This is a genomic window from Sphingomonas horti, from assembly GCF_009753715.1.
In the GTDB taxonomy this organism is placed as follows: Bacteria; Pseudomonadota; Alphaproteobacteria; order Sphingomonadales; family Sphingomonadaceae; genus Sphingomonas_B; species Sphingomonas_B horti.
The window spans coordinates 16,554-42,589 of record NZ_WQMS01000014.1; the positions used below are offsets into that span (position 1 = coordinate 16,554).

Annotated in this window: 26 protein-coding genes and 1 tRNA gene; 17 read left to right on the plus strand and 10 right to left on the minus strand. The window is 67.9% G+C overall.

What is annotated here, in order from left to right; genetic code table 11:
* Positions 1-112 precede the first annotated feature (112 nt).
* From GON01_RS11760 to leuA, 3 genes are all read left to right on the plus strand, one after another.
* Complete coding sequence (locus GON01_RS11760; protein ID WP_157027578.1) at positions 113-742, plus strand: YceI family protein; 630 nt, start codon at positions 113-115, stop codon at positions 740-742.
* Positions 739-1,350, plus strand: a complete 612-nt coding sequence (locus tag GON01_RS11765) for a TMEM175 family protein (RefSeq protein ID WP_157027579.1) — start codon at positions 739-741, stop codon at positions 1,348-1,350. Before GON01_RS11760 ends, GON01_RS11765 begins: the two co-directional genes overlap by 4 nt.
* Positions 1,351-1,518: 168 nt before the next feature.
* Positions 1,519-3,171 (plus strand): 2-isopropylmalate synthase, encoded by a 1,653-nt coding sequence (gene leuA, locus GON01_RS11770; RefSeq protein ID WP_157027580.1) that lies wholly within the window; start codon positions 1,519-1,521, stop codon positions 3,169-3,171.
* Here the strand turns inward: leuA and GON01_RS11775 are convergent, their stop codons facing one another.
* The 5 genes from GON01_RS11775 to GON01_RS11795 form a co-directional block, all read right to left on the minus strand.
* Positions 3,172-3,543 carry a type II toxin-antitoxin system VapC family toxin gene (locus GON01_RS11775; RefSeq protein ID WP_232328829.1) on the minus strand — a complete coding sequence of 124 codons (372 nt, stop codon included), beginning with the start codon at positions 3,541-3,543 and terminating at the stop codon, positions 3,172-3,174. It lies immediately after the preceding gene.
* Between the two features lie 5 nt (positions 3,544-3,548).
* Complete coding sequence (locus GON01_RS16690) at positions 3,549-3,800, minus strand: type II toxin-antitoxin system Phd/YefM family antitoxin (protein WP_181599944.1); 252 nt, start codon at positions 3,798-3,800, stop codon at positions 3,549-3,551.
* A 47-nt stretch (positions 3,801-3,847) separates the two neighbouring features.
* Positions 3,848-4,306: a hypothetical protein gene (locus GON01_RS11785; RefSeq protein ID WP_157027583.1), complete on the minus strand. Its 459-nt coding sequence runs from the start codon at positions 4,304-4,306 to the stop codon at positions 3,848-3,850.
* Between the two features lie 88 nt (positions 4,307-4,394).
* A complete protein-coding gene (rplQ, locus tag GON01_RS11790; RefSeq protein WP_157027584.1) occupies positions 4,395-4,817 on the minus strand; it encodes a 50S ribosomal protein L17 in 423 nt (140 codons plus the stop codon).
* Between the two features lie 116 nt (positions 4,818-4,933).
* The gene (locus GON01_RS11795; protein WP_157027585.1) at positions 4,934-5,746 is read right to left on the minus strand and encodes a transporter; all 813 of its coding nucleotides are present in this window, start codon (positions 5,744-5,746) and stop codon (positions 4,934-4,936) included.
* Here GON01_RS11795 and mtgA point away from each other — a divergent pair.
* Positions 5,745-6,464, plus strand: coding sequence for a monofunctional biosynthetic peptidoglycan transglycosylase (gene mtgA / locus GON01_RS11800; RefSeq protein ID WP_157027586.1), 720 nt, complete (start codon positions 5,745-5,747; stop codon positions 6,462-6,464). The two genes, GON01_RS11795 and mtgA, sit on opposite strands and share 2 nt — an antisense overlap.
* A gap of 30 nt (positions 6,465-6,494) precedes the next feature.
* Here the strand turns inward: mtgA and GON01_RS11805 are convergent, their stop codons facing one another.
* Together GON01_RS11805 and GON01_RS11810 are read right to left on the minus strand one after the other, a co-directional pair.
* Positions 6,495-6,752, minus strand: a complete 258-nt coding sequence (locus tag GON01_RS11805) for a hypothetical protein (RefSeq protein ID WP_157027587.1) — start codon at positions 6,750-6,752, stop codon at positions 6,495-6,497.
* Between the two features lie 329 nt (positions 6,753-7,081).
* A tRNA-Leu gene (locus GON01_RS11810) sits at positions 7,082-7,168 on the minus strand.
* A 74-nt stretch (positions 7,169-7,242) separates the two neighbouring features.
* On the opposite strand from GON01_RS11810, the gene GON01_RS11815 reads away from it, so the two are divergent.
* The 6 genes from GON01_RS11815 (at position 7,243) to GON01_RS11840 (ending at position 16,528) form a co-directional block, all read left to right on the plus strand.
* Entirely contained in the window at positions 7,243-8,181 is a 939-nt protein-coding gene (locus GON01_RS11815) for a complex I NDUFA9 subunit family protein (protein WP_157027588.1), read from the plus strand.
* Between the two features lie 86 nt (positions 8,182-8,267).
* Positions 8,268-9,077 carry an undecaprenyl-diphosphate phosphatase gene (locus GON01_RS11820; RefSeq protein ID WP_157027589.1) on the plus strand — a complete coding sequence of 270 codons (810 nt, stop codon included), beginning with the start codon at positions 8,268-8,270 and terminating at the stop codon, positions 9,075-9,077.
* 159 nt (positions 9,078-9,236) lie between these two features.
* Positions 9,237-10,685 (plus strand): NAD(P)-dependent oxidoreductase, encoded by a 1,449-nt coding sequence (locus GON01_RS11825; RefSeq protein WP_181599945.1) that lies wholly within the window; start codon positions 9,237-9,239, stop codon positions 10,683-10,685.
* Positions 10,682-11,320 carry a DUF2059 domain-containing protein gene (locus GON01_RS11830; protein WP_157027590.1) on the plus strand — a complete coding sequence of 213 codons (639 nt, stop codon included), beginning with the start codon at positions 10,682-10,684 and terminating at the stop codon, positions 11,318-11,320. The genes GON01_RS11825 and GON01_RS11830 overlap by 4 nt, the downstream gene beginning before the upstream one ends.
* Positions 11,317-15,879 (plus strand): glutamate synthase large subunit, encoded by a 4,563-nt coding sequence (gene gltB / locus GON01_RS11835; protein ID WP_157027591.1) that lies wholly within the window; start codon positions 11,317-11,319, stop codon positions 15,877-15,879. Before GON01_RS11830 ends, gltB begins: the two co-directional genes overlap by 4 nt.
* A gap of 253 nt (positions 15,880-16,132) precedes the next feature.
* Positions 16,133-16,528 carry a GFA family protein gene (locus GON01_RS11840; protein WP_157027592.1) on the plus strand — a complete coding sequence of 132 codons (396 nt, stop codon included), beginning with the start codon at positions 16,133-16,135 and terminating at the stop codon, positions 16,526-16,528.
* On the opposite strand, the gene GON01_RS11845 is transcribed toward GON01_RS11840, so the two are convergent.
* Positions 16,516-17,076 (minus strand): metal-dependent hydrolase, encoded by a 561-nt coding sequence (locus tag GON01_RS11845; RefSeq protein WP_157027593.1) that lies wholly within the window; start codon positions 17,074-17,076, stop codon positions 16,516-16,518. The genes GON01_RS11840 and GON01_RS11845 overlap by 13 nt on opposite strands.
* Positions 17,077-17,114: 38 nt before the next feature.
* Between GON01_RS11845 and GON01_RS11850 the strand changes: the two genes are divergently transcribed.
* Together GON01_RS11850 and GON01_RS11855 are read left to right on the plus strand one after the other, a co-directional pair.
* Complete coding sequence (locus GON01_RS11850; RefSeq protein WP_157027594.1) at positions 17,115-17,786, plus strand: glutathione S-transferase family protein; 672 nt, start codon at positions 17,115-17,117, stop codon at positions 17,784-17,786.
* Between the two features lie 114 nt (positions 17,787-17,900).
* The gene (locus tag GON01_RS11855) at positions 17,901-19,352 is read left to right on the plus strand and encodes a M20 family peptidase (protein WP_157027595.1); all 1,452 of its coding nucleotides are present in this window, start codon (positions 17,901-17,903) and stop codon (positions 19,350-19,352) included.
* Here GON01_RS11855 and ubiG read toward each other — a convergent pair.
* The gene (ubiG, locus tag GON01_RS11860) at positions 19,333-20,064 is read right to left on the minus strand and encodes a bifunctional 2-polyprenyl-6-hydroxyphenol methylase/3-demethylubiquinol 3-O-methyltransferase UbiG (protein WP_157027596.1); all 732 of its coding nucleotides are present in this window, start codon (positions 20,062-20,064) and stop codon (positions 19,333-19,335) included. The genes GON01_RS11855 and ubiG overlap by 20 nt on opposite strands.
* A 56-nt stretch (positions 20,065-20,120) precedes the next feature.
* Between ubiG and GON01_RS11865 the strand changes: the two genes are divergently transcribed.
* The 5 genes from GON01_RS11865 (at position 20,121) to GON01_RS11885 (ending at position 25,187) form a co-directional block, all read left to right on the plus strand.
* Positions 20,121-21,362: an aspartate kinase gene (locus GON01_RS11865; RefSeq protein WP_157027597.1), complete on the plus strand. Its 1,242-nt coding sequence runs from the start codon at positions 20,121-20,123 to the stop codon at positions 21,360-21,362.
* On the plus strand, positions 21,359-21,757 hold the full coding sequence (locus tag GON01_RS11870; protein WP_157027598.1) for a hypothetical protein: 399 nt from the start codon (positions 21,359-21,361) through the stop codon (positions 21,755-21,757). Before GON01_RS11865 ends, GON01_RS11870 begins: the two co-directional genes overlap by 4 nt.
* Positions 21,758-21,805: 48 nt before the next feature.
* Positions 21,806-22,792, plus strand: a complete 987-nt coding sequence (locus tag GON01_RS11875) for an NAD(P)H-dependent flavin oxidoreductase (RefSeq protein WP_181599957.1) — start codon at positions 21,806-21,808, stop codon at positions 22,790-22,792.
* A 110-nt stretch (positions 22,793-22,902) separates the two neighbouring features.
* Positions 22,903-23,184: a DUF427 domain-containing protein gene (locus tag GON01_RS11880; RefSeq protein WP_157027600.1), complete on the plus strand. Its 282-nt coding sequence runs from the start codon at positions 22,903-22,905 to the stop codon at positions 23,182-23,184.
* An 83-nt stretch (positions 23,185-23,267) separates the two neighbouring features.
* Positions 23,268-25,187, plus strand: a complete 1,920-nt coding sequence (locus GON01_RS11885) for a TonB-dependent receptor plug domain-containing protein (protein ID WP_157027601.1) — start codon at positions 23,268-23,270, stop codon at positions 25,185-25,187.
* A gap of 4 nt (positions 25,188-25,191) precedes the next feature.
* Here GON01_RS11885 and GON01_RS11890 read toward each other — a convergent pair whose 3' ends face one another.
* On the minus strand, positions 25,192-26,022 hold the full coding sequence (locus GON01_RS11890) for a TauD/TfdA dioxygenase family protein (protein WP_157027602.1): 831 nt from the start codon (positions 26,020-26,022) through the stop codon (positions 25,192-25,194).
* Positions 26,023-26,036 lie beyond the last annotated feature (14 nt).

The window sequence follows — 26,036 nt, forward strand, 5'->3', positions numbered from 1 at the left end:
CTCGTCATGCCGGACTTGATCCGGCATCCACCTTCTTCAAGAAGTGAGGTGGACCCCGGCTCAAGCCTGTCCTGAGCCTGTCGAAGGGGCCGGGGTGACGAGGAGAGAACCCATGCGCCTTGCCTATGTCGCCGCTCTGGCGCTCGCATCGACCATTGCCGTCGCCCAAGGGCCCATGTCGAAACCGGGCTCGGCCAATCCCGCAGCGGTGACGGGCGGCACCTACAAGGCCGATCCCGACCACACGCTCGTCATGTGGACCGTCGATCACCTGGGGTTCACGCCCTATACCGGCATTTTCGGCAGCGTGACGGGCACGCTGGTGCTCGATCCGAAGAACCCGAACGCAGCCAAGGTCGACGTCACCATCCCCGTCTCGAAAGTGACGACCGCGAGCGCCGGCCTGACCGACCATCTGCTCCGCGCCGGCAAGGACGGCAGCAAGCCTGACTTCTTCGGCCCCAACCCCGCCGATGCGCGCTTCGTCTCCACCAGCGTCGTCGCGAGCGGCCAGAAGGCGAAGATCACCGGCAACCTGACGCTGAACGGCGTCACCCGCCCGGTCACGCTCGACGCCAGCTTCTACGGCGCGGGCAAGATGCCGGCGGAGATGGGCGGGCAGGAAAATGTCGGCTTCCGCGCGACCGGCAAGATTAAGCGCAGCGATTTCGGCGTGACGATGGGCATCCCGCTCGTGTCCGACGAAGTCGCGCTCGAGATCGCCGCCGCCTTCCAGAAATGACCGCGGAGGAAGGGGAAGGCCGCGCCGGCGTCGGCCGGATCGAAGCCTTCTCAGATGGCGTGATCGCGATCATCATCACGATCATGGTGCTGGAGCTGCACGCGCCGATTTCCGAGCGGATGGAGCAGCTCTGGGGCCTGTGGCCGGTCTTCGTCGCCTATGTGCTGAGCTACGCCTATGTCGCGATCTACTGGGTGAACCATCATCGCCTGTTCGCGCACGCGACGCGCGTCTCGAACGGCCTGCTCTGGTCGAATATGCTGCTGCTGTTCACCCTGTCGCTGATCCCCTTCTCGACCTCCTATCTGGGCGAGCATCATTTCGCGCGCGGCGCGACGATCCTGTACCTTCTAACCCTGCTGCTGCCCTCGGTCAGCTATGCCTGGGTGCAGCGGATCGTCCGCTGCAGCGGCCGGCAAAGCGAGGCTGCGCGCGCCTATCACCGCCAGTCGCTGCGCAAGGGCCTGCTCAGCACCGGCGTCTACCTGCTCGGCATACCGCTGGCGCTGGTGACGCCGTGGCTGGGCATCGCCTGCGCGGCCGGCGTCGCGATGATGTGGATCCTGCCGACCGGCCCGATCGATCGGCTGTTCGACGCTTCGGCCTAGACATCGCTGACCGGGAGCGGCTAACCACGCCGCAGATGACCGCGCCTCGCGCCCTTCTTTTTCGACTTACGCGCCCTTAGGCGCGTGCGTCCGTGCGCGGGTTTTCCCCGCGGGTAAGCGCCTAAGGGCATTCCAGACCCCGCTGCTCCCCGCTTGAGGAAGACACTCATGTTGCGCGACCCGTCCGTCAAATACCGCCCGTTCCCCCAGGTTCCGCTGCCCGACCGGCAATGGCCCGGCCGCACGATCGCCAAGGCGCCGCGCTGGCTGTCGACCGACATGCGTGACGGCAACCAGGCGCTGATCGACCCGATGGACGGGGAGAAGAAGCAGCGCTTCTTCGACCTGCTGGTCAGGATCGGCATCAAGGAGATCGAGGTCGGATTTCCTTCCGCCGGCCAGACGGAGTTCGACTTCATCTCCGGCCTGGTCCGATCCGGCCGCGTGCCCGAAGACGTGACCGTCCAGGTCCTCACTCAAGCCCGCCGCGACCTGATCGAGCGCAGCTTCGAAAGCCTGGAAGGCGCGAAGACCGCGATCGTGCACCTCTACAATGCGGTCTCGCCGTCATGGCGCCGGATCGTGTTCGGCCTCGATGTCGCCGGCGTGAAGGCGATCGCGGTCGAAGGCGCGGCGATCCTGCGCGACGAGGCGGCGAAACGGCCCGGCACCGACTGGCGCTTCGAATACAGCCCCGAGACCTTCTCGACCGCCGAGCTCGACGTGTCGCTGGAGGTCTGCTCGGCGGTGATGGACGTGCTCCGTCCCACAAGCGAGCGGCCGATTATCCTCAACCTGCCGGCGACCGTCGAGGCGGCGACGCCGAACGTCTATGCCGACCAGATCGAATATTTCTGCCGCAACATCCCCAATCGCGAAGCGGTCATCATCTCGCTCCACGCGCATAACGATCGCGGCACCGGCGTCGCCGCGACGGAGCTCGGCCTGCTCGCCGGCGCCGACCGGGTCGAGGGCTGCCTGCTCGGCAATGGCGAGCGCACCGGCAATGTCGACCTGGTGACGGTCGCGCTCAACATGTACTCGCAGGGCGTCGATCCGGGGCTCGATTTCTCGAACATCGATGAGGTCGTGAACACGGTCGAATATTGCACGGCGATCAAGACGCACCCGCGCCAGCCCTATGCCGGCGACCTGGTGTTCACGGCCTTTTCCGGCTCCCACCAGGACGCGATCAGGAAGGGCTTCGCCGCCCAGGCGCGGCGCAACGACGAGATCTGGGACGTGCCCTACCTGCCGATCGACCCCGCCGATCTCGGCCGCAGCTACGAGGCAGTGATCCGCGTCAACTCGCAATCGGGCAAGGGCGGCGTCGCCTGGGTGCTGGAGCAGGATCGCGGCCTCAAGCTGCCCAAGCGCCTGCAGGCCGATTTCAGCCGCCACGTCCAGGCGCTGGCCGACGCCACCAGCCGCGAGCTGAATGCCGAGGACATCTGGTCGGTGTTCGAGACGAGCTATCTCGCCCCCGGTCGCTTCGCGCTGGTCGACTATCACGAGCAGCAGGAGGCAAGCACCCGCATCTTCGCGGGCCGCATCGCCTGCGATGGCGAACAGCGCAGCGTCAGCGGCCGCGGCAACGGCCTGATCTCGTCCGTCCTCGCCGCGCTCCGCGAAAGCTACGGCGTCGCGCTCGACGTGGCCGACTATAACGAGCACGCGATCGGCCATGGCGCCGACGCGCAGGCCGCGGCCTATCTCGAATGCCGCACCCCGGACGGTCGCACCATCTTCGGTATCGGCATCGACGCCGACGTGGCGACGGCAAGCGTCCGGGCCGTGCTCAGCGCGGCAAACCGTGCCTGATCAGCCGCAGCGGATCACGGGAACCGGATAGTCGCCGAAGCGCGCGTCGGACGTGACGATCGTGTATCCCTCGACCTGCGCCTGCGCGATGATCATCAGGTCGAACGGATCGCGGTGCATCGGCACCAGCGCTTCGAGCCGGGCGAGATGCTGGCGCGTGATCGACAGCCGTTCGAAGCCTTGGTCCGCCAACTCGCGTTCCAGCCGCTCGATGGCGACCTGCAGCTTGCCCGTCTTCGACTTGATCACGCATTCCCAGAGGGAAACCACGCTGACAGCGACGCCGCCAGTGTTCGACTTGATCAGCTCTCGCGCCTTTCCGAGCCGCGGGTTATCCTCGAACCACCACAGCACGGCATTGGTATCGAGCATCAGGTTCAACGCAGCGGCTCTTCGAAGCTGGCCAGGATATCCTCAGGCCATTCGTCGAAGTCCTCGGCCATCCAGATCTCGCCTTTCATCGTGCCGGGCGTCCGGCGAACACCATCATCCAGCGTCGGTGCGCCGAGCTGTGCGATCGGCTTCCCGCGCTGCATCACCACCACGCGTCCGCCTTCGGCGACGACGCGCAGATAGTGGCTGAGTTTCGCCCGCAGATCGCGGACGCCGACTTGTTCGACTTGCGCCATGGCACACCTCTTGTGCACACATAATGTGTACACGCCGCCTGGACAAGTTAGCGCAAGCTGGTCGCGAGCTTCACCGATCGATCCGGCGAGCCCGAAAGCTGGACCAGGTAGCGGCCGGACGCGACCTTGAAGTCGAGGGTCTTCTGGACGCCGGGGCATGCTTTCGTTTTCGGCTCGGCCGCGAGCGCGAGCGGCTTGCCGTCGCGGACCAGGTCCACGAACGTCTTGTTTCCGACTGAAAGCTGCAGCGTGCCGGCCCTGGGCACGTCGATCGCGGCCATGCCCGCATAGCCTTTGCGCGACGGTTTGCCGGCCGCGAACCGGACGGCTGCCTGCGGCAGCAGCCCGATCTGCACCGCGCCGCCGGGTTTCAGCGCGAACTTCATCTCCGGCGCGCGGGCGGCGAGATGCCGTTCCGGCTTCGCCCAGTCCTGCGGCTTCGGGCAGTTTTGTGCCCAGGCCGGGCCGGAGCCCGCAAGCAACACCGCCGCAATCAGCACACGCATAGATCCTCCCCCCTGCCGTTCAGCAGGGGGGTGTAGCGCGTCATTTCATGGTTGCGAAGACGTTCCGTTCCCGGAACTTACGCGCCGCTCAGGCGGCTTCGGCGTACTCGTCGTCGCTCTGCACCGGGCCCGAATCCTGGCCCTTGGCGGCGACATCGCGGTCGACGAACTCGATGATCGCCATCGGCGCGGCATCGGAGGCGCGGATGCCCGCCTTGATGATGCGGGTGTAGCCGCCCGCGCGCTCGGCGTAGCGCGGGCCGATCACGTCGAACAGCTTCTTCAGCTGCGTATCGTCCATCAGCCGGCTGTGGGCGAGGCGACGGTTCGAAAGTCCGCCCTTCTTCGCCAGCGTCACCAGCTTCTCGACATAGGGGCGAAGCTCCTTCGCCTTGGCGAGCGTGGTCGTGATCTGCTCGTGTTTGATCAGGGCGGCGGCCTGGTTGCGGAACAGGGCGGCGCGGTGAGAGGCGGTGCGCTGAAGCTTACGGCCGCCGACGCGGTGACGCATGAATAGTCCTTTCGTTCGTCAAGGGGCCGTGTCAGGCACCCCAAGCCAGGCGGCGCCCGAATGACGTCCGCCAGAAGCGCGGCCCTAAAGCGGAACGGCACGAAAAAGTCAACCAGTCAGAAGCGTCGCGCGATGCCGGCCATCAGCTCTAGGTCCGGGCTGGCGCGGTTCAGGCCCGTGACCACGCCGATATCGAGCTGCGTATTGGCGCCCGGCTGCCAGGCCAGCGAAACCGCGCCCAGCGCCAGCGTGCGGGGCCCCGCGGGATCGTCGTCGCGGATCGCCTGCAGCTCGGCACTGATCGCCCAGGCCGTCGCCACCGGCATCTCGATGCCGATTGCGCTGCCCCAGGCGAGATGCCGGCCCGACCCGTCGGCATCGGGCGCCGCACTGGCTTCCGGCGTCGCGACCAGCGCGACGTCGTGTCCCAGGTCGAAGCTCAGCGGCACCAGCACGCCGGCGCCCCATGTGCCGGCGCCGATCGCCTCGCCGCCGGTCGGCAACGTCACATAGGGCTGCAGCGCGATCGATATCCCCTCGCCGTCGGGCCGCACCAGGCCATATTTGAAGCCTAGCGCCACGTCGCCGGTTCCCGATCGCCGCGTCACGCGCCCCGACGCGTCGCGGTTGCGGACATGCCCATAGGCGGTCCAGCCGAGCTGGACTTCCATGCGCTCGGCAAGCCCCACCCGCACCGCCAGGTCGCCCGAGACCAGCGTGTCGACCCGCTCACGGCCATGACGCTCGAGCGTCCAGTCCGCCGCGCCCAGTTCGACCAGCACGTGGCCGGCGTCGACGATGCAGGGCGGCGCGTTGAGGCCGGGACGATCGGGACAGAGCGCGCGCTCCTCGGCAAGGGCCGGACCCGAAAGCAGGGCGGCAGCGAGGATCAGGTGACGGACGCGCCGGCCCGCGCTAGCAACGATCATGGCCACTCGCGCTCGCCCCCGTTCCAAGCCCCGCGCCCGCTCCTTCCGTCCGATCCGCTTCCTGATCAAGGCGGTGTTCGGGTTGGTGATCTTCTCGGTCGCATGGGTCGCGCTGTACCGCTTCGTGCCGCCACCCTTCACCTTCACGATGCTGGGCGACGTGCTGTCCGGCCGCAGCGTCAACAAGGACTGGCTGCCCTTGTCGCGCATCGATCCGGACATGGCGCGCGCGGCAATCGCGGCCGAGGATTCGAAATTCTGCGCGCATCACGGTTTCGACGTCGACGCGATCGGCGCGGCGATGATGCGTAACGCAGCCGGCGGCCACATCATCCGCGGCGGCTCGACGATCAGCCAGCAGGCCGCAAAGAACGCGTTCCTGTGGCAGGGCGGCGGCTATTTCCGCAAAGGGCTGGAAGCCTGGTTCACCGTCCTGATCGAGGCAATCTGGGGCAAGCAGCGGATCATGGAAGTCTATCTGAACATCGCGGAGACCGGTATCGGCACCTATGGCGTCAATGCCGGATCGCAGCGCTATTTCAGGCACGACGCCTCCCGGATGAGCCCGGTCGAGGCGGCGCGCATCGCTGCCGTGCTGCCGCTTCCCAAGAAGCGGCCCGGCGTGGCCCCCACCGGCTACACGCGCCGCTACGGCAATCTGATCGTTCGCCGAGCGGCCGTGGTGAAGCGCGAGCGGATGGACGCGTGCGTGCGATGAATTCGCCTCCCTTGTAAGGAGGGAGAGTCCCTATTTCCCATCCGCCGCCTTGTCGGCGGCGTCGCCGACCTTGTCGGCCGCGTGGCCGACGCTCTGCGCGGCGCCGGTCACCGCGTCGGTGCGCACCGCGTCGTTGCGGTTCTGCGCGAACAGGAACCAGGCAAGCAGTGCGATCGCGACCAGCACCAGGATGCCGATCACCACGCCCGCACCGCTGCCGCGCCGCTCGATAACCGTGGTGTGCGGCTCACGCTCCACCGTCCGCTCCACGACCCGTTCTTCAGCCATCTCTCTCACTCCTTGCTGGAGATGATGGCCCCGCAACGACCGCCCGGCGCGAACGGTTCCGAAGACCCCCGGCCCTTCCGGCGCCGCCACGGCGGCGAATCGCCACAGATCGTGTCGAGACAGTCGCGCGGACACTCGTCGTGCGATCCAGAGGCGATCCGATCTACCGTTGCCGCGCCGGATCGGATCGCGCGCCCGGCGGCGCTCGCCACGATAGCCTGGCCCACGCGGGCACCAGGCACGGCCCCGGTCCCGCAACGGACCCGACCACCACTCGACAAACGGATTATCGTAGAGTTTCCCCAGGCATTTCAGCGCCTTGGAAACCCTGGTGCCCAGGAGAGGACTCGAACCTCCACGCCCTTGCGAGCGCCAGCACCTGAAGCTGGTGCGTCTACCAATTCCGCCACCTGGGCACGGGGTAGGCGGCGCGCTTAGCGGCGGCTCTGCGCGCTTGTCAACCGGACTTGTCCGGGGCAAAGGCCCGCGCATGCAAGACGCGATCGTCACGGTGCTCGGCGGCGGCGGATTTATCGGCCGCTATCTGGTGCAGGAGCTGTTCAACGCGGGCGCGCGGGTGCGGATCGCCCAGCGCGATCCCAAGGCCGCCTTCTTCCTCCGCCTGGGCCGGATCGGCCGCATCCAGTTCCTCGCCGCCGACGTGCGCAACCGCGCCTCGGTCGAGCGCGCCGTCGCCGGCTCCGACGCGGTGGTGAACCTGGTCGGCGTGCTGGGCGGCGATTTCCGCGGCATCCATGTCGACGGCGCGCGCAACGTCGCCGAAGCCGCGAAGGCCGCCGGTGTCCGCGCGCTGGTCCATCTGTCGGCGATCGGCGCCGCGCCCGAATCGCCCTCGCGCTACGGCCGCAGCAAGGGCGAGGGCGAAGCCGCCGTCCGCGCCGCCTTCCCCGAAGCGACGATCCTGCGCCCATCGATCGTGTTCGGCCGCGAGGACAGCTTCACCAACCGTTTCGCCCGGATGCTGAAATACCCGCTGGTGCCAGTGGTGCGCGGGGAGACGCGGTTCCAGCCGGTGTTCGTCGCCGACCTGGCGCAGGCGATCGCCAGGGCCGTCGCCGATCCGCAGGCCCATGGCGGCATGACCTGCGACATCGCCGGGCCGGAGCCGATGACGATGGACGCGCTGCTCCGCCGGCTGGCCGAATGGACCGGCCGCTCGCCGCATTTCCTTTCGCTGCCCGATTCGGTCGTGGCCGCGATGGCGCGGTTCGGCGGCTGGGCGCCGGGCGCGCCGATCACCTGGGACCAGTGGCTGATGCTCCAGCGCGACAATGTGCCGGCGCCCGGTAGCACCGGGCTGGAGGCGTTCGGCATCACCCCGACTCCGCTCGCCGCGGTGGCGCCGGGCTGGCTCGTCCAGTACCGCAAGCAGGGCCGCTTCGGCGTGGTGCGGGCGGTCGAGAGCTGAGTTCGTCAGTCCCGTTCGTGTCGAGCGAAGTCGAGACACGTTTGACCGGGCGTTTCTCGACTTCGCTCGAAACGAACGGAATCTGAATGCCGCTCCTGTTGACCGCCATCCTGCTCGGCATCGTGGAGGGGCTGACCGAGTTCCTGCCGGTCTCCTCCACCGGCCACCTGATCCTCGCGTCCGAATTGCTCGGCTACAAGGCGGAGACCTGGGCGACGTTCAACGTGATCATCCAGCTGGGCGCGATCCTGGCCGTGATCGTGCTCTACTGGCGGACCTTCTGGGCAGTCGCGACCGGCGTGTTCAAGGGCGAGGCGACGTCGTTCCGCTTCATCGCCAACCTGCTGCTCGCCTTCGTGCCGTCGGTCGTGCTGGGGCTGATCTTCATCGACCGGATCGAAGCGCTGCTGGGCAATGCCGTGGTGGTCGCGGTCGCGCTGGTGCTGGGCGGCGTCGCGATCCTGGTGATCGAGGCGCTGGTGAAAGCGCCGGAGGAGGCGCCCGGCGTCGCCGCCGTCCCGTGGCGCAAGGCGCTCGGCATCGGCCTGCTGCAATGCCTGGCGATGATCCCGGGCGTCAGCCGCTCCGGCGCGACGATCATGGGGGCGCTGGCGCTGGGGGTCGAGCGGCGCACCGCGGCCGAGTTCAGCTTCTTCCTGGCGGTCCCGACGATGCTCGGCGCGACCACGCTGGAGGTGGTCAAGAACCATGACGAGCTGACCTCCGGCCATGTCGACTGGGGACTGGTCGGGGTGGGCTTCGTCGTCTCTTTCCTGGTCGCGATCGTCGTGATCCGCTGGTTCGTCGGGCTGATCTCGCGCCGGGGATTCGCGCCTTTCGCCTGGTACCGGATCGTCGCCGGCAGCGTCGCGCTGGTCTGGCTGCTGGCAAGATAGGTCCGCTACGGCACCTATCTTCATCATCTATGATGGCCGGCAACAGCAACTTAGCGGCCGGCTCGCCATAACAGCGTCAATAGCACTGACCTACGTTCGAATTTGCGCGTGACTTCCCTCGATCGCCGTGGCGATAACGGCGGCGAAGGAGGGCATACGGTGGCCGAGCAGCCGATGCTGAAGTTCGTCGATCGGGCCCAGGCCTATCCGGCCAAGCGGCCGGCCGGCTTGCGCGCCGAGGATTTCCGCGAGATCGCCGATCGCTATGCCGCGCCCGACGCCGCGGCGCAGTCGGCGCGCTGCTCGCAATGCGGGGTGCCTTATTGCGCGGTGCATTGCCCGCTGCACAACTATATTCCCGATTGGCTGCGGCTGACCGCCGAAGGGCGGCTGCGCGAGGCGTACGAGCTGTCGAACGCGACCTCGACGATGCCGGAGATCTGCGGCCGCATCTGCCCGCAGGACCGGCTGTGCGAAGGCAATTGCGTGATCGAATTCTCCGGCCATGGCGCGGTGACGATCGGCTCGGTCGAGAAATTCATCACCGACACGGCCTGGGACGAAGGCTGGGTCGAGCCGCTGCGCCCGGGCCGGCCGACCGGCCAGTCGGTCGGCGTGATCGGCGCCGGGCCGGCCGGGCTCACCGCGGCCGAATATCTGCGCGCGGCCGGGCACGCGGTCCATGTCTATGACCGCCACGACCGCGCCGGCGGCCTGCTGACCTACGGCATTCCCGGCTTCAAGCTGGAGAAGGAAGTCGTCGCGCGCCGCGTCGCCCGGCTGGAGGAAGGCGGCATCGCCTTTCACCTGGGCGCGCATGTGGGCCAAGCCCTCCCCTTCGCCGAGCTCCGCGCCCGCCACGACGCGCTGCTGGTCGCGACCGGCGTGTACAAGCCGCGCGACATCACCGCGCCGGGCGCGGGCGCGAACGGCATCGTCGAGGCGCTCGACTATCTGGTCGCCTCCAATCGCAAGGGCTTTGGCGACCGGGTGCCGGCGTTCGACAACGGCGCGCTGGACGCCGCGGGCAGGCACGTCGTCGTGATCGGCGGCGGCGACACGGCGATGGACTGCGTGCGCACCGCGATCCGCCAGGGCGCGGCGTCGGTGAAATGCCTCTACCGCCGCGACCGCGCCAACATGCCCGGCTCGCAGCGCGAAGTCGCGCACGCGGAGGAGGAAGGCGTCGAATTCCTCTGGCTCTCCGCGCCCGAGACTTTCGAGGCGGCGGAGAATGGCTGGGTGTCGGGCGTCCGCGCGACCCGCATGCGCCTGGGCGCCGCCGACGCCAGCGGCCGGCGAACGCCGGAGCCGGAGCCCGACAGCGGCTTCCAGCTGGATGCCGACCTCGTCATCAAGGCGCTGGGCTTCGACCCCGAGGACCTGCCGGCGATGTTCGCCACGCCCGAGCTCGGCGTCACCCGCTGGGGCACGCTGCGCATCGACCACCAGACCATGATGACCTCACTGGACGGCGTCTTCGCCGCCGGCGACATCGTCCGCGGCGCCAGCCTGGTCGTCTGGGCGATCCGGGACGGGCGTGACGTCGCGGAGAAGATGCAGGCCTATTTGAACGCATCCGCAACAAAGGGGAGAAAAGCGGCATGAAATCGATCTGGTTCACTCTGGCGCTGGCCGCGGCGGCGCCGGCAGTCGCCCAAACGGCGCCCGCGCCTGCGGCGGCCGTCGATGCAGCGGCGCTGAATGCGGCACGGCCGGTGATCGACAAGCTGTGGCCGATCGGCACGTACCGGCGCCTGATGGACGGCACCATGTCCAAGATGATGGACGCGATGATGGAGCAGATGTTCCAGATGCGTGCGGCCGATCTGGTGCCGCCCGGCACCAAGGGAGCCGACAAGGTCGGCAACAAATCCATGGCCGAGATCGCCGCTGAGACCGATCCCCATTTCAGGGAGCGGATGCGCATTTCCACGAACGTGATGTTCCAGGAAATGATTCCGATCTTCGACCGGCTTGAGCCGCAGATGCGCGACAGCCTCGCCCAGATCTACGCGAACAAGTTCACCGTCGCCCAGCTGAACGACCTGAACGCGTTCCTGAACACGCCCACGGGCCAGATTTACGGCCGCGAATGGATGCTGAGCTTCATGGACCCGCGCATGATGACTGCGATGCAGAGCGCGACGCCCGAGCTGGTCAAGGCGATGCCGACGATCATGCGGAAGGTCGCGGAAGCGACCAAGCACCTGCCGCCGCCGCCCAAAAAGCCGAGCCAATGACCGGCCAGCGCGCCCGTCTCGCCCGCGAGGGCATGTACCGGCCGGAGTTCGAATCCGATGCCTGCGGCGTCGGGCTGATCGCCGCCACCGATGGCCGCGCGTCCCGCCGCGTCGTCGCTGCTGCGATCGATGCGCTGAAGGCGGTGTGGCACCGGGGCGCCGTTGATGCGGACGGCAAGACCGGCGATGGCGCCGGCCTGCTGCTCGACCTGCCCACCCGCTTCTTCGACGAGGCGATCGAGGCGTCCGGGCACAAGGTGCGGCCCAACCGGCTGGCGGTCGGCATGATCTTCCTGCCCCGCACCGACCTTGCCGCGCAGGAGACCTGCCGCACGATCGTCGAATCCGAAGTCATCGACGCCGGCTACACCATCTATGGCTGGCGGCAGGTGCCGGTCGACATCTCCGTGATCGGCCAGAAAGCGCAGGCGACGCGGCCCGAGATCGAGCAGATCATGATCGCGGGGCCCCTGCCCGATGCCGAAGGCGCGGCGGAGTTCGAGAAGAAGCTGTACCTGGTCCGCCGCCGGATCGAGAGACAAGTGATCGCCGCGCAGATCGCGGGCTTCTACATCTGCTCCCTCTCCTGCCGCTCGATCGTCTACAAGGGGCTGTTCCTGGCCGAGAGCCTCAGCCTCTTCTACCCGGACCTGACCGACGACCGGTTCGAAAGCCGCGTCGCGATTTTCCACCAGCGTTATTCGACCAACACCTTCCCGCAATGGTGGCTCGCCCAGCCGTTCCGCTGCCTCGCCCATAATGGCGAGATCAACACGATCCGCGGCAACCGCAACTGGATGAAAAGCCACGAGATCAAGATGGCGTCGCTGGCGTTCGGCGAGGCGTCGGAGGACATCAAGCCGGTGATCCCGGCGGGCGCGTCCGACACCGCGGCGCTGGACGCGGTGTTCGAGGCGATCTGCCGCTCCGGCCGCGACGCGCCGACCGCCAAGATCATGCTGGTGCCCGAGGCGTGGAACGCGGCCGACCTGCCCGGGCCCCAAAAAGCCATGTACGCCTATCTCGCCTCGGTGATGGAGCCATGGGACGGGCCGGCGGCGCTGGCGATGACCGACGGCCGCTGGGCGGTCGCCGGCACGGACCGCAGCGCGCTCCGGCCACTGCGTTTCACCCAGACCGCCGACGGGCTGCTGATCGTCGGCTCCGAATCCGGCATGGTCGTGGTCCCCGAGGCGACCGTCGTCCGCAAGGGCCGGCTCGGCCCCGGCGAGATGATCGCGGTCGACCTGGACGCCGGCGGCGTGCTCGAGGACCGCGCGATCAAGGCCCGGATCGCCGCCGAGCAGCCGTACGAACGCATGGTCGCGGGTTTCCGCACGTTCGAGGACCTGCCCCTCCCCCGTGCTCCGGCGAAGGCCGGAGCCTTGGAGGCACACCCCGCAGGGCTCCGGCCTCCGCCGGAGCACAGCGGTGGTGTAGACCGGGCACAACTTACTCGCCTCCAGGTCGCGGCCGGGCAGACGCTGGAGGACATGGAGCTGATCCTCGCCCCGATGGTCGAGGACGCGAAGGAAGCGGTCGGGTCGATGGGCGACGACACGCCGCTGGCCGTCATTTCGGACAAGCCCCGCAACATCGCGCAATTCTTCCGGCAGAATTTCAGCCAGGTGACCAACCCCCCGGTCGACAGCTTGCGCGAAAAGCAGGTGATGTCGCTGAACACGCGGTTCGGAAACCTCGCCAACATCCTCGACATCGAGGGGCAGAGCTCCAGCGTGCTGGTGCTCGACACGCCGGTGCTGAGCTGCGCCGACTGGGATCGGCTGAAGGCCTCGTTCGGCGCGCAGGCCGCCGTGATCGACTGCACCTATCCGGCAGAGGGCGGGCCCGAGCAGCTGCGCGCCGCGATCGCCGGCATCCGCGCCGAGGCCGAACGCGCAGTGCGCGAAGGCCGGACCGAGCTGTTCCTGACCGACGAAGCGCTCGGCTCGGACCGGATGGCGATCCAGATGATCCTCGCCGCCGCCGCGGTGCACACGCACCTGGTGCGCAAGGGCCTGCGCTCCTACGCCTCGGTCAACGTCCGCTCGGCCGAATGCCTCGACACCCATTATTTCGCGGTGCTGATCGGCGTCGGCGCGACCACCGTGAACGCCTGGCTGGCCGAGGCGTCGATCGCCGACCGCCACGCCCGCGGGCTGTTCGGCAGCCTCAGCCTCAACGACGGCGTCGCCCGCTACAAAAAGGCGATCGGCGACGGCCTGCTCAAGATCATGTCGAAGATGGGGATCGCGGTGATCTCCAGCTATCGCGGCGGCTATAATTTCGAGGCGGTCGGCCTTTCCCGCGCGCTGGTCAACGACCTGTTCCCCGGCATGCCGGCGAAGATTTCAGGCGAGGGCTATGCATCGCTCCATCTGAACACGCAGGTCCGTCACCGGGCCGCGTTCGATCCCGACGTGGCGGCGCTGCCGATCGGCGGCTTCTACCGCCAGCGCCACGGCGGCGAGACGCATGCCTATTCCGCGCAGCTGATGCACCTGCTGCAGACGGCGGTCGCGACCGACAGCTATTCGACCTACCTGCAATTCGCGCGCGGCGTGAACGACCTGCCGCCGGTCTATCTGCGCGACCTGCTGGAGTTCAATTACGCGCCCGCCCCCGTCCCGCTCGACCAGGTCGAGGCGATCACCGAGATCAGGAAGCGCTTCGTCACGCCGGGCATGAGCCTCGGCGCACTCTCGCCCGAAGCGCACGAGACGCTGGCGATCGCAATGAACCGGATCGGCGCGAAGGCCGTCTCGGGCGAAGGCGGCGAGGACCCGTCGCGCTACCGCCCCCGCGCGAACGGCGACAATGCGAACTCGGTGATCAAGCAGATCGCCTCCGGCCGGTTCGGCGTGACCGCCGAATATCTGGGCGCGTGCGAGGAGATCGAAATCAAGGTCGCCCAGGGCGCCAAGCCCGGCGAGGGCGGGCAGCTCCCCGGCTTCAAGGTCACCGACATGATCGCGCGCCTGCGCCACTCGACGCCCGGCGTGACCCTGATCAGCCCGCCGCCGCACCACGACATCTATTCGATCGAGGACCTCGCCCAGCTCATCTACGACCTGAAGATGATCAATCCGCGCGCGCGAGTCTGCGTCAAATTGGTCAGCTCGGCCGGGATCGGCACGGTCGCGGCCGGCGTCGCCAAGGCGCATGCCGACGTGATCCTGGTCTCCGGCCATGTCGGCGGCACCGGCGCGAGCCCGCAGACCAGCATCAAATATGCCGGCACGCCCTGGGAAATGGGCCTTTCCGAAGTCAACCAGACGTTGACGCTGAACGGCCTGCGCGGTCGCATCAAGCTGCGCACCGACGGCGGCCTCAAGACTGGGCGCGACATCGTCATCGCCGCGATCCTGGGCGCGGAGGAATTCGGCATCGGCACCCTCAGCCTCGTCGCTATGGGCTGCATCATGGTCCGCCAGTGCCACTCGAACACCTGCCCGGTCGGCGTCTGCACGCAGGACGAAAGGCTGCGCGCCAAATTCACCGGCAGCCCGGAGAAGGTCATCAACCTGATGAGCTTCATCGCTGAGGAAGTGCGCGAGATTCTGGCGAAGCTGGGCTTCCGCTCGCTGGACGAGGTGATCGGCCGCACCGAGCTGCTGCGCCAGGTCAGCCGCGGCGCCGAGCATCTCGACGATCTCGACCTGAATCCGATCCTCGCCAAGGTGGACGCCGAGGATTTCGAGCGGCGCTTCAGCCTCTCGACCTTCCGCAACGAAGTGCCGGACAGCCTCGACGCGCAGATGATCGCCGACGCGCGCGCGGTGTTCGATCGCGGCGAGCGGATGCAGCTGACCTACAATGTCCGCAACACCCATCGCGCGGTCGGCACGCGGCTTTCGGCGGAGATCGTGCAGCGCTTCGGCATGTCGGCGCTCGCCGACGGCCACGTCCAGGTGCGGCTGCGGGGCTCGGCCGGCCAGTCGCTCGGGGCCTTTCTCTGCAAGGGCATCACGCTGGAGGTGTTCGGCGACGCCAACGACTATGTCGGCAAGGGCCTCAGCGGCGGCACGATCGTCGTCCGCCCGATGGTCAGCTCGCCCCTGGCCAGCCAGGAGAACACCATCGTCGGCAATACCGTCCTGTACGGCGCGACGGCCGGGAAGCTCTTCGCCGCCGGCCAGGCGGGCGAGCGGTTCGCGGTCCGCAATTCCGGCGCGACAGTCGTCGTCGAAGGCTGCGGCGCCAATGGCTGCGAATATATGACCGGCGGCACGGCAGTGATCCTGGGCGGCGTCGGCATGAATTTCGGCGCCGGCATGACCGGCGGCATGGCCTTCGTGCTGGACGCCGACGACGGCTTCCCCACCCGCCCCAACCCGGAAAACATCGTCTGGCAGCGCCTCGCATCCCGCCATTGGGAGACGCAGCTCCGCGCGGCTGTAGCCGAGCACGCGGAGGCGACCGACAGCAAATGGGCCCATGCCATTCTCGACGAATGGGACCGCTGGCGTGGCCGCTTCTGGCAGGTGGTGCCGAAGGAAATGCTCTCGCGGCTGGAAATGCCTCTGTCGGATGAGCAGGAGCTCGCCGCAGCCGAGTAAATTCATCTCGCACGAAGCACACCAAGAGCACGAAGGATGCATCCCCACGAATTCCGCTTCTTCTTCGTGGCCTTCGTGCTCTTCGTGCGAGATAATTCTTTCCTACACGTTCTCGAGGGTGCTACACGTTCCCACTATGTTCCGACCCCGCCCTTCCTTGATCGAGAAACCTGATCACTGCCCCGGAATTGATCGAAGGGATTTTTTCCACACGCCGAACCTTCCTAACCTTTCGCACCAATAGGAGAGACTCATGTCGACCGGTGGCTGCCAGTGCGGGAACGTGCGCTACGTGGCGGAGGGGGAACCGCTGCACCACGCGATCTGCCATTGTTATGACTGCCGGCGTTCGGCCGGCGCGCCGATGGTCGGCTGGATCGCGTTCAAGTCCGACGACGTCAGCGTCACCAAAGGCGAGCCCAGGGTGCATGCGTCGTCCGAACATGGCCGCCGCCATTTCTGCCCGGACTGCGGCACCGGCCTGTTCTACACCAACGACACTGCGCTCGCCGGGCTCACCGACATCCAGAGCGCGACGCTCGACGATCCCGAGGCGGTGCCGCCGGCCGCGCACATCCAATATGCCGAGCATCTGCGCTGGACCGAGCGGCTGGACCAGCTTCCCAAGTTCGAGCGCTATCCCGGCTGAGCGGCCCGCCGGCCGCGCAGCGCCAGCCAGCCGGTGCCGCCGAACATCGCCAGCGCCCACCAGCCGCCGTCGGTCGCGAACAGATAGGCAATGCCCAGCAGCGCGATCGCGCCGAGCACCGCCAGCGCGGCCCTCGGGGCGAGTACCCGCCCGAGCAGCCATGCGCCCAGGATCAGCGCCGCGACCGCATTGGCGGCAAGCCAGAGATAGGATGCGCCGCTGCCGATCGAGCCGAGCCCCGGCAGCTTCACGGTCGCATAGCCGCGCATCGCGTTCGGAAACATGTCGGCCGACAGGTGGAAGCCGAGCCCGAGCGCCACGCCTGCCGCGAGCGGCCACCAGCGTCGCCTCCCGCACGCGAGCCCGGCCGGCAGCAGGCTGTGCGTCAAACCGCTACGGTGGCCGAGGCCCAGCACCAGGTCGATGTCCGGCAGCCGCGTCATCGCCCAAGCGGCGAGCAGGACCGTTGCCGGGATGCTCCACGGCCAGCGTTCGCTCGCCAGGCTCAGGCCGATGGCGGCGCCGAGCAGAAACACCATCGTCAGCATCTTCCCCCCTCGCCGCTTCGCCCCTAACAGAAATGCCGATGTGGCAACTCTTCCAATTCCCGCTCTGCCCCTTCTCGCGCAAGGTCCGGCTGCTGCTCGGCGAGAAGGGCGTCGGCTATGAGCTGGTCCGCGAGTCTCCCTGGGAGCGGCGCGACGAGTTCCTCGACCTGAACCCGGCCGGCCGCACGCCGATGATGGTGGAGGCGGACAAGGGCAATGTGCTGATCGACAGCTGGGCGATCTGCGAGTTCTTCGAGGAGACGGTCAACAAGGCGCCGATGATCAACGGCACCGCGATCAACCGCGCCGAGATCCGCCGCCTGGTCGCTTGGTTCGACGAGCAGTTCTTCGCCGACGTGGTCGCGCCGCTGATGCACGAGCGGATGAAGAAGCGGCTGATCGAGCGCGCAAGCCCCGACGCGCGGGTGCTGCGCGAGGCGATGAAGCTCGCGCTCAACCATCTCGACTATACCGACTATCTGCTCGACCACCGCAATTGGCTCGGCGGCGCGACGATGAGCCTCGCCGACCTGAGCGCCGCCGCGCACATCTCGGTCGCCGACTATCTGGGCGGCATCGACTGGCGCGGGCACGAGCAGACCAAACGCTGGTATTCGGGCCTGAAGAGCCGCCCCAGCTTCCGCCCGCTGCTGAGCGAACGGATGGAAGTGATCAGCCCGCCCCAGCACTACGACAAGGTCGATTTCTGACGGCTCGCCAGAGCCGTCACCCCGGGCTTGACCCGGGGTCCCGCTTCTTCTTCGTTAGCTGACAAGAAGCGGGATCCCGGCTCAAGGCCGGGATGACGAATAAGGGGGGCAGGAATGCTGAAGCGTATCGGTCTGGTCATGCTCGCAGCCCTGGCGCTGCTGATCGCCGTCCTTGCGATCAACACCCTCCGCCTTCGCCCCGAAAAGCTCGGCCGCCCCCTGCCCCCGCCGCCGGTCGACGGGGCCGCGGTGCAGCACCTCGCGCAGGCGATCCGCATCCCGACCATCTCGACCGAGGCCGGCCCCGCCCCCGATGCGGTGCTCGACGCCTTCGCCGCGCACCTCGCCGCCAGCTATCCGCGTGTCCATGCGACGCTTGCGAAGGAAGTCGTCGCCGGCCACAGCCTGCTCTTCACCTGGCCCGGCACCGATCCGGGTGCGCCCGCCCTGCTGCTCGCCGCGCACCAGGACGTGGTGCCGATCGAAGGCTCGAGCGGAGCCAAATGGACGCACCCTCGCTTCGACGGAACGGTGGCCGACGGCTTCATCTGGGGCCGCGGCACGATCGACGACAAGATGTCCCTGATCGCGATCCTGGAAGCGGCCGAGCGGCTGCTCGCGCGCGGCTATCGCCCGCGCCAGACCATCTACCTCGCCTTCGGCCATGACGAGGAGCGCGGCGGCTCCGGCGCCAGGACGATGGCGGCGCTGCTGAAGGCGCGCGGCGCCAGGATCGGCCTTGCGCTTGACGAAGGCTATGCGGTGCTGGACGGCGTGCTGGCGGGCGTCTCCCGCCCGGTCGCGGTCGTCGGCATGGCGGAGAAGGGCTATGTCTCGGTCGAGCTGACCGCGAGCGGCGCCGGCGGCCACTCGTCGATGCCGACGCCCGACAACGCGGCCGTCCACATCGCCCGCGCGGTCGAGCGGCTGGCGGACGATCCCTTCCCGGCGCGTGTGCAGGGCCTGACCGGCGACATGCTGACGGCGCTCGCGCCCTATATGGACCAGCCGCTGAAGACGGTGATCGCCAACCGCTGGCTGACCGAGCCGCTGATCCGCCGCCAGCTGGTCGCCAATCCCCGCACCGCGGCGGCGCTACGCACGACCACAGCGCCGACGATCGTCCAGGCCGGCACCAAGGACAATGTGCTGCCGCAATCCGCGCGCGCCGTCGTCAATCACCGCATCCTGCCCGGCGACACGATCGACAGCGTCGTCGCCCGCGACCGCGAGGTGGTCGACGATCCGAAGGTCACGGTGCGCGCGATCGCCGGCGGCCACAACCCGAGCCATCCCGCGTCGACCCGCAGCGCCGGCTTCCGGGAGCTGGCGGCGGCGATCCGCGCGACCTACCCCAGCGTGCCGATCGCGCCGGGCCTGGTGCTCGGCGCCACAGACGGCCGCTATTACGAGCCCGTCGCCGCCGCGAGCCTGCGCTTCACGCCGATGACGATGCGCCCCGCCGACCTCGCCCGCTTCCACGGCAATGACGAACGCATCGCGATCGAAGACTTCGTGCGCGCCATCGGCTTCTACGAGCGACTGATCAGCGGCGGCGTGCGGTGACGAAGTAGTTCAGCGCCAGGTTGTCGCCCAGCACGAAGCCGCGGGTGGGGCTGAAGCTCAGGCCTTCGGTGTCGAGAACCTCGAGGCCGGCCGCTTCCAGGTGCGTGCGCAACTCGTCGGGCGTCAGGAAGCGATCCCAATCGTGTGTCCCGCGCGGGATGGCGCCCAGGCCTTCGCCGAGCGTGATCATCGCCAGGCGCGAGACGGGCGTGCGGTTAGGCGTCGACAGGATCAGCAGGCCGCCTGCCTTCAGCGCGCCGGCAAGACCGCGCACGAACGCGGCCGGGTCCTCGACATGCTCGATCACTTCCAGCGACGTGACCAGGTCGAACGGCTGTGCTCCCAGCATGTCGATGCTGCCGGCGCGATAGTCGATCGCCAGGCCCTGCCCTTCGGCGTGGATGCGCGCGGCGGCGATGTTCTCGGGCGCCGCGTCGATGCCGATCACCTCCGCGCCCAGGCGCGCGAGCGGTTCGCACAAGAGGCCGGCGCCGCAGCCGACGTCCGCCGCGCGCTTGCCGGCAAGGGGGCGGCGGTCATGCTCGTCCAGTTCCCAATGATGATCGAGCTGCTCGCGGATGTAGCGCAGCCGCACCGGGTTCAGCCGGTGCAGCATCGCCGACGAGCCCTTCGGGTCCCACCAGTCGGCTGCGAGCTTGCCGAAATGCGCCGCTTCTTGCGCGCGGACGGTCGTCGGAGCGGTTGCGTTCATGCCATGCCGTCCGTAACAGGACCCACCAAAACCTCCAAGGCGGTCGCAACACTCGAATGGCCCGGATCGTGATGAAGTTCGGCGGCACCTCGATGGCGGGGGTCGAGCGAATTCGCGCGGTCGCGGAGCGGGTGAAGCGCGAAGTCGACGCCGGCAACCAGGTCGCCGTCGTCGTCTCGGCTATGGCAGGTGAGACCGACCGGCTGGTCGCTTTCTGCCGCGAGGTCTCCCCGCTCTACGATCCGCGCGAGTATGACGTCGTCGTCGCATCGGGCGAGCAGGTGACGAGCGGGCTGCTGGCGATCTCGCTGCAGGCGATCGGCGTCCCGGCGCGCAGCTGGATGGGCTGGCAGCTGCCGATCCGCACCTCCGACGGACACGGGTCCGCCAGGATCGCCGAAATCGACACGGCGACGCTGAACGCCGCGCTCGAACAGGGGCAGGTCGCGGTTATTCCGGGGTTCCAGGGCGTGGCGGCAGGAGAGCGCGTGACGACGCTCGGCCGCGGCGGCTCCGACACGTCGGCGGTCGCGGTCGCCGCGGCGATGAAGGCGGACCGCTGCGACATCTACACCGATGTCGACGGCGTCTACACGACCGATCCGCGCATCGTGCCCCGGGCGCGCAAGCTCCAGAAGATCACCTTCGAGGAAATGCTGGAGCTCGCAAGCGTCGGCGCCAAGGTGCTGCAGACCCGCTCCGTCGGGCTCGCGATGAAGGAAAATGTGCGGTTGCAGGTGCTGTCCTCGTTCGACGACCGGCCCGGCACCATGATCGTCGGCGACGACGAGATCGAGGAAGCTATGGAACGACAGTTCATCACCGGCATCGCCCACGACAAGAACGAAGCGAAGATCACGCTGACCGACGTGCCCGATCGGCCCGGCGCGGTCGCGGCGATCTTCGCGCCACTGGCCGAGGCGAGCATCAACGTCGACATGATCGTACAGAACATCGCGCATTCGACGGGATCGACCGACGTGACGTTCACCGTGCCGAGCGCGGAGTTGGCCCGCTCGCTCGACGTGCTGGAAAAGGCGAAGGACGCGATCGGCTACACGCGGCTGGTGCACGACACGAACGTGTCGAAGATCACGATCGTCGGCGTCGGCATGCGCAGCCATGCGGGCGTCGCCGCGAAGATGTTCAAGACGCTGGGCGACCGCGGCATCAACATCCAGGCGATCACCACCTCGGAGATCAAGGTCTCGGTGCTGATCGAAGAAGATTACACCGAACTGGCCGTACGCGTGCTGCACACCGCTTACGGCCTCGACGCGGAGCAGGTCGCGGCTTGAGGGTATGGTGGGCCAAGCAGCGCTGGCACGCTAAACTCGCACTCGCGACATGGCCGTTCTTCACGTTGACGCTGGTTCTGTTCCAACTGATCGTGCCCGATTTCTATGGTCGAACTGAGCCGGGCTGTTTTTGGACCGACGCAATGCTGCCCTACATTGCCTGTCGTGGAACCGGCGCGGATGGCCCGTTTAGTTTCATTCTGACGCTCCCGCTCACTTGGCTGTTCTTCATGCCCTTTTTCATCGCGAGCGCTGCGTTCGCTCTGGTGAAAGGCAAGCTGATCGCATTGCCGCTAATCATCCTATGCGCGTTTTGGTTCTATTCGGTTTTTCAGTTAGTGCGCGCGATCGTCGTGGTTATCGCGCAAGCGTGGCTGTTTTTGACATCGCGCTGATGCTGTCGAGGAAGTAAAATGGTTTCAAGTCAACGGCTTAAAAGGCTGATGCACCGCGGCGCGGCGTTCCTGGGCTGCGACGTGGCGATCCTGGGGGGCGCCATGTCCTGGGTCAGCGAGCGCAACCTGGTCGCGGCGATCTCGAACGCGGGCGGGTTCGGCGTGATCGCGTGCGGCGCGATGACGCCCGAGCTGCTGGACGCGGAGATTGCGGGCACCAAGGCGCTCACCTCGAAGCCCTTCGGCGTCAACCTGATCACCATGCATCCGCAGCTTTTCGACCTGATTGAGGTCTGCGCGAAGCATGAGGTCGGCCACATCGTGCTCGCGGGTGGCCTGCCGCCGGCGGGAAGCCTGGACGCGATCAAAGGCCGCGGCGCGAAGCTGATCTGCTTCGCCCCGGCGCTCTCGCTGGCGAAGAAGCTGATACGCTCCGGCGTGGACGCGCTGGTGATCGAGGGGATGGAAGCCGGCGGCCATATCGGCCCGGTCTCGACATCCGTGCTGGCGCAGGAGATCCTCCCCGAAGTCGCCGATCAGATGCCGGTCTTCATCGCGGGCGGGATCGGCCGCGGCGAGCTGATCGCCGGCTATCTCGAAATGGGCGCGTCCGGCGTGCAGCTCGGCACCCGCTTCGTCTGCGCGACCGAGAGCATCGCGCATCCCAACTTCAAGAAGGCGTTCATCCGCGCCTCCGCCCGCGACGCGATCGCGAGCGTGCAGGTCGATCCCCGCCTGCCGGTGATCCCGGTCCGCGCGCTGAAGAACGCCGGTACCGAGCTGTTCACCGCCAAGCAGCGCGAAGTCGCGCAGGCACTCGATGAAGGCAAGGTCGCGATGGCCGAGGCGCAGCTGCAGATCGAACATTATTGGGCCGGCGCACTCCGCCGTGCAGTGATCGACGGCGATGTCGAGCACGGCTCGCTGATGGCCGGCCAGTCGGTCGGCATGGTCCGCAACGAGGAACCGGTCGCCGCGATCATCGCCGAGCTGATGGACGAAGCCACCCACGCACTCAGCCGCAGGGCGGCGTAACAGTTCGCCGTCATCCCCGCGAAAGCGGGGACCCACCTCCCTTTTGTCGGCTTGCGATCAGAGAAACGGGTGGGTTCCCGCTTTCGCGGGAATGACGATATAGAACGAACATGCCCAAAGCAGTCTGGAACGGCGCCACGATCGCTGACAGCGACGACACCGTACTCGTCGAGGGCAACCACTACTTCCGGCGCGAGGCGGTCGACGCGTCGGTACTCCGCCCCAGCGACACGCATACGACCTGCCCGTGGAAGGGCGTTGCCAGCTACTACACGCTGGCGGTGGGGGGCGCGGAGAACAGGGACGCCGCTTGGTATTACCCCGACCCCAAGCCGGCTGCCGCCGAAATCAAGGACCGCGTCGCTTTCTGGAAAGGCGTGCAGGTCGGTTAGCGGCATTGCCCTGGCCGCGTGCTTCGGCTTTAGATCGACATCAGTTCAATCAGGCCGATCCTCGGCCTTCGCCGGGATCGGTCATGTTCGTACGCGTTCTCTTGGTCGCCCTGCTGCCGCCGGAACAGGAGCAGTGGCAGACGATAACCGTCACGGCGGAGCCGCAAGCCACCCGCGTGCTGCCGCCTTCGGTCGAGATCGGCGAGGAGCGACTACTGGAACGCCAGCCACGAAGCGCGGCCGAGGCCCTAAAGGGCATCGACGGCGTCTCGATCCGGCCCAACTCGCGCGGCGAGTCGGTCGCGCGCGTGCGCGGCGCCGAGGAACGGCAGACGCAGGTCTTCCTCGACGGGGCGCCGCTGGCAGTGCCGTGGGACGGGCGCGTCGATCTGGGCGTGATCCCGGCGGGGCTGATCGGCGCGGTGCGCGTGACCAAGGGCGCGGTGCCGATCGAATATGGCACGAACGCGGTCGCAGGCGCGGTCGATCTGGAGACCCGATCGGGCGGCGAGACCAATTTCCGGGCGATGGCGGAAACGGGATCGCTCGGCTTCGCGCAGGCTTCAGCGGTGGGGACGGTGCGGACCGGCGCGGTCGACTGGACTTTCGCCGGGTCGGGCCTGACCCGGGACGCAGAGCCCGTGGCGAACCTCGCCGCCCTGCCGTTCAGCCAGGCGCACAGCAATCGCCGCACCAATAGCGACCTCGACAGCGGCACTCTGTTCGCGGCGGCGAGCTATGCCGCGGGCCCGCTCACGCTCCGCGCCTATGCCCTGCATATCGAAAGCCGCTTCGGCATCGCGCCCGAATCCGATCGCGACCCGGCCATCGATGCGCCGCGCTACTGGCGCTATCCGGACAAGGACCTGACCCAAGTCGCGCTCTCCTCGGAGCTGAAGATGGGGCGCGGCAGCGCGCGCCTGGTCGCCTGGCAGCAATGGTTCGACCAGCGCATCGTCCAGTATCGCGACGGGACCTATTCCGCCGTCCGCGGGCAGGAAAAGAATGACGACAGCACCCAGGGCGCGCGGCTCGTGCTCTCGGCGCCCCTAGACCAACTGACGCTCCGCGTCGTCGGCACGGCCCAGACGAGCCGGCATATCCAGCAGGATTCGGGCGGGCCGGAGCGTCTCTTCCGCCAGAACCTCTACACGCTGGGCACCGAGGCCGACGCGCCGCTGCTCGGCGGCAAGCTGACGATCGGCCTTGCCTATGACCGCTCCATCAATCCCCGGACCGGCGACAAGCCGGCCCAGCCCGCCAAGGACTCGCTCGCCTTCTCGGCTGCCTATCGGCTGTCCGTGGCAGACGGACTCTCGGTCGCGGTGTCCGGCGGACGCCGCAGCCGCTTTCCCACGGCGCGCGAGCTGTTCGGCGAGGCGCTCGGCCGTTTCCTGCCCAACCCCGCGCTGGCTCCGGAACGGGCCTGGCTCGCCGATGTCGAGGTGACGTTCGAGCGCCCCGACTTCAGCCTGCGGCTCAACCCCTTCTATGTGCGAAGCGAGGACACAATCGCGCAGCGCGCCGTCCGCGTCGATGGCCGCAACCTGCGCCAGCGCTACAACCTCTCGGGCTCGGAAAGCCTGGGCATCGATGCCGGTGCGACGGCGCGGCTCGGGCCCCGGCTGGATTGGGAGCTGAACGCAAGCATCCTCAGCGCGCGGGCGGACCGCGGCGCCGCGCCGTTCCGGCGGCTGACGCAACACCCCGGTTTCGAGCTGTACAGCGCGCTCGACTGGCGGCCGACCGAGGTGCTGTCCCTTCGCGGCGAGTATCGCCGGGTCGGCGGCGCCGACGATCAGGACCCGGCCGGAAACAAGGCGCGGCTGCCGGGCGGAAACGAGATCAACCTGCGCGCCCGCTGGCAAGTGGCGATGCTCGGCAGCGGCACACCGATGTCGCTCACCGCCAGCGTCGACAACCTCACCGACGACGTGATCACGCCCCAGCTCGGCCTTCCCCTCCCCGGCCGCGCGATCCGGGTCGGGTTACGGATCAACTGACCGTTCAGTGCAGCGGCTGGCCGGAGATGGTGATCCGGTGCATCAGGCGGCGGTGGCCCTGATAATCGTTCATCGCGCAGTGCCACGTCGACCGGTTGTCCCAGATCGCGAGCGATCCCGGCGACCATTGCAGCCGGCAGTGGAATTCCTCGCGCATGCCGACGCCGTAGAGATAGGCGAGCAGAGGCATGCTTTCCTCACGCGCCCAGCCCTCAAAGTGCAGCGTGAAAGCCGGGTTCACATACAGGATTTCGCGGCCCGTCACCGGATGACGGATCACCGCCGGATGCACGGCGCGCGTTCTGATGTCGTGTCCTTTCAGGTCCGCGGCCTGGTCGGTCTGGGCATAGATGCCGTCATGGCTGTAGATGTGGTCGGCCGAATGGACCGCGCGCAGACCGCGCAGCGTGTCCTGAAGGCCCGGACTCAGCGCATCGAACGCGGCGCTCATCCCGGCGAACAGCGTATCCCCACCCTGCGGCGGCGTCTCGCGCGCCAGCAGCACGGAGCCCATCGCGGGCACCTGGTCGTAGCTGTGGTCGGTATGCCAGCCGCCGCCGATATTGGTCGTCTGCGTCTCGGACTTGCGCACCTCGGCGATCTCGGGATGGCCGCCATTCGCCGGGAAGTAATTGTTGATGTCGATCGCACCCCAGCGCCGGGCGAAGGCGATATGCTGCTCGGGCGTCAGCTGCTGGTCGCGGACGAACACGACGCCATGCTCGGCCAGCGCGGCCGTCATCCGGCCGAAATCCGTGTCGTCCAGGCGGTTGAGATCGACGCCGATCGCTTCCACGCCGACATGCTTGCCCAGCGGCCGCAGCTCCAATGCCATCGCGCCTCTCCTGA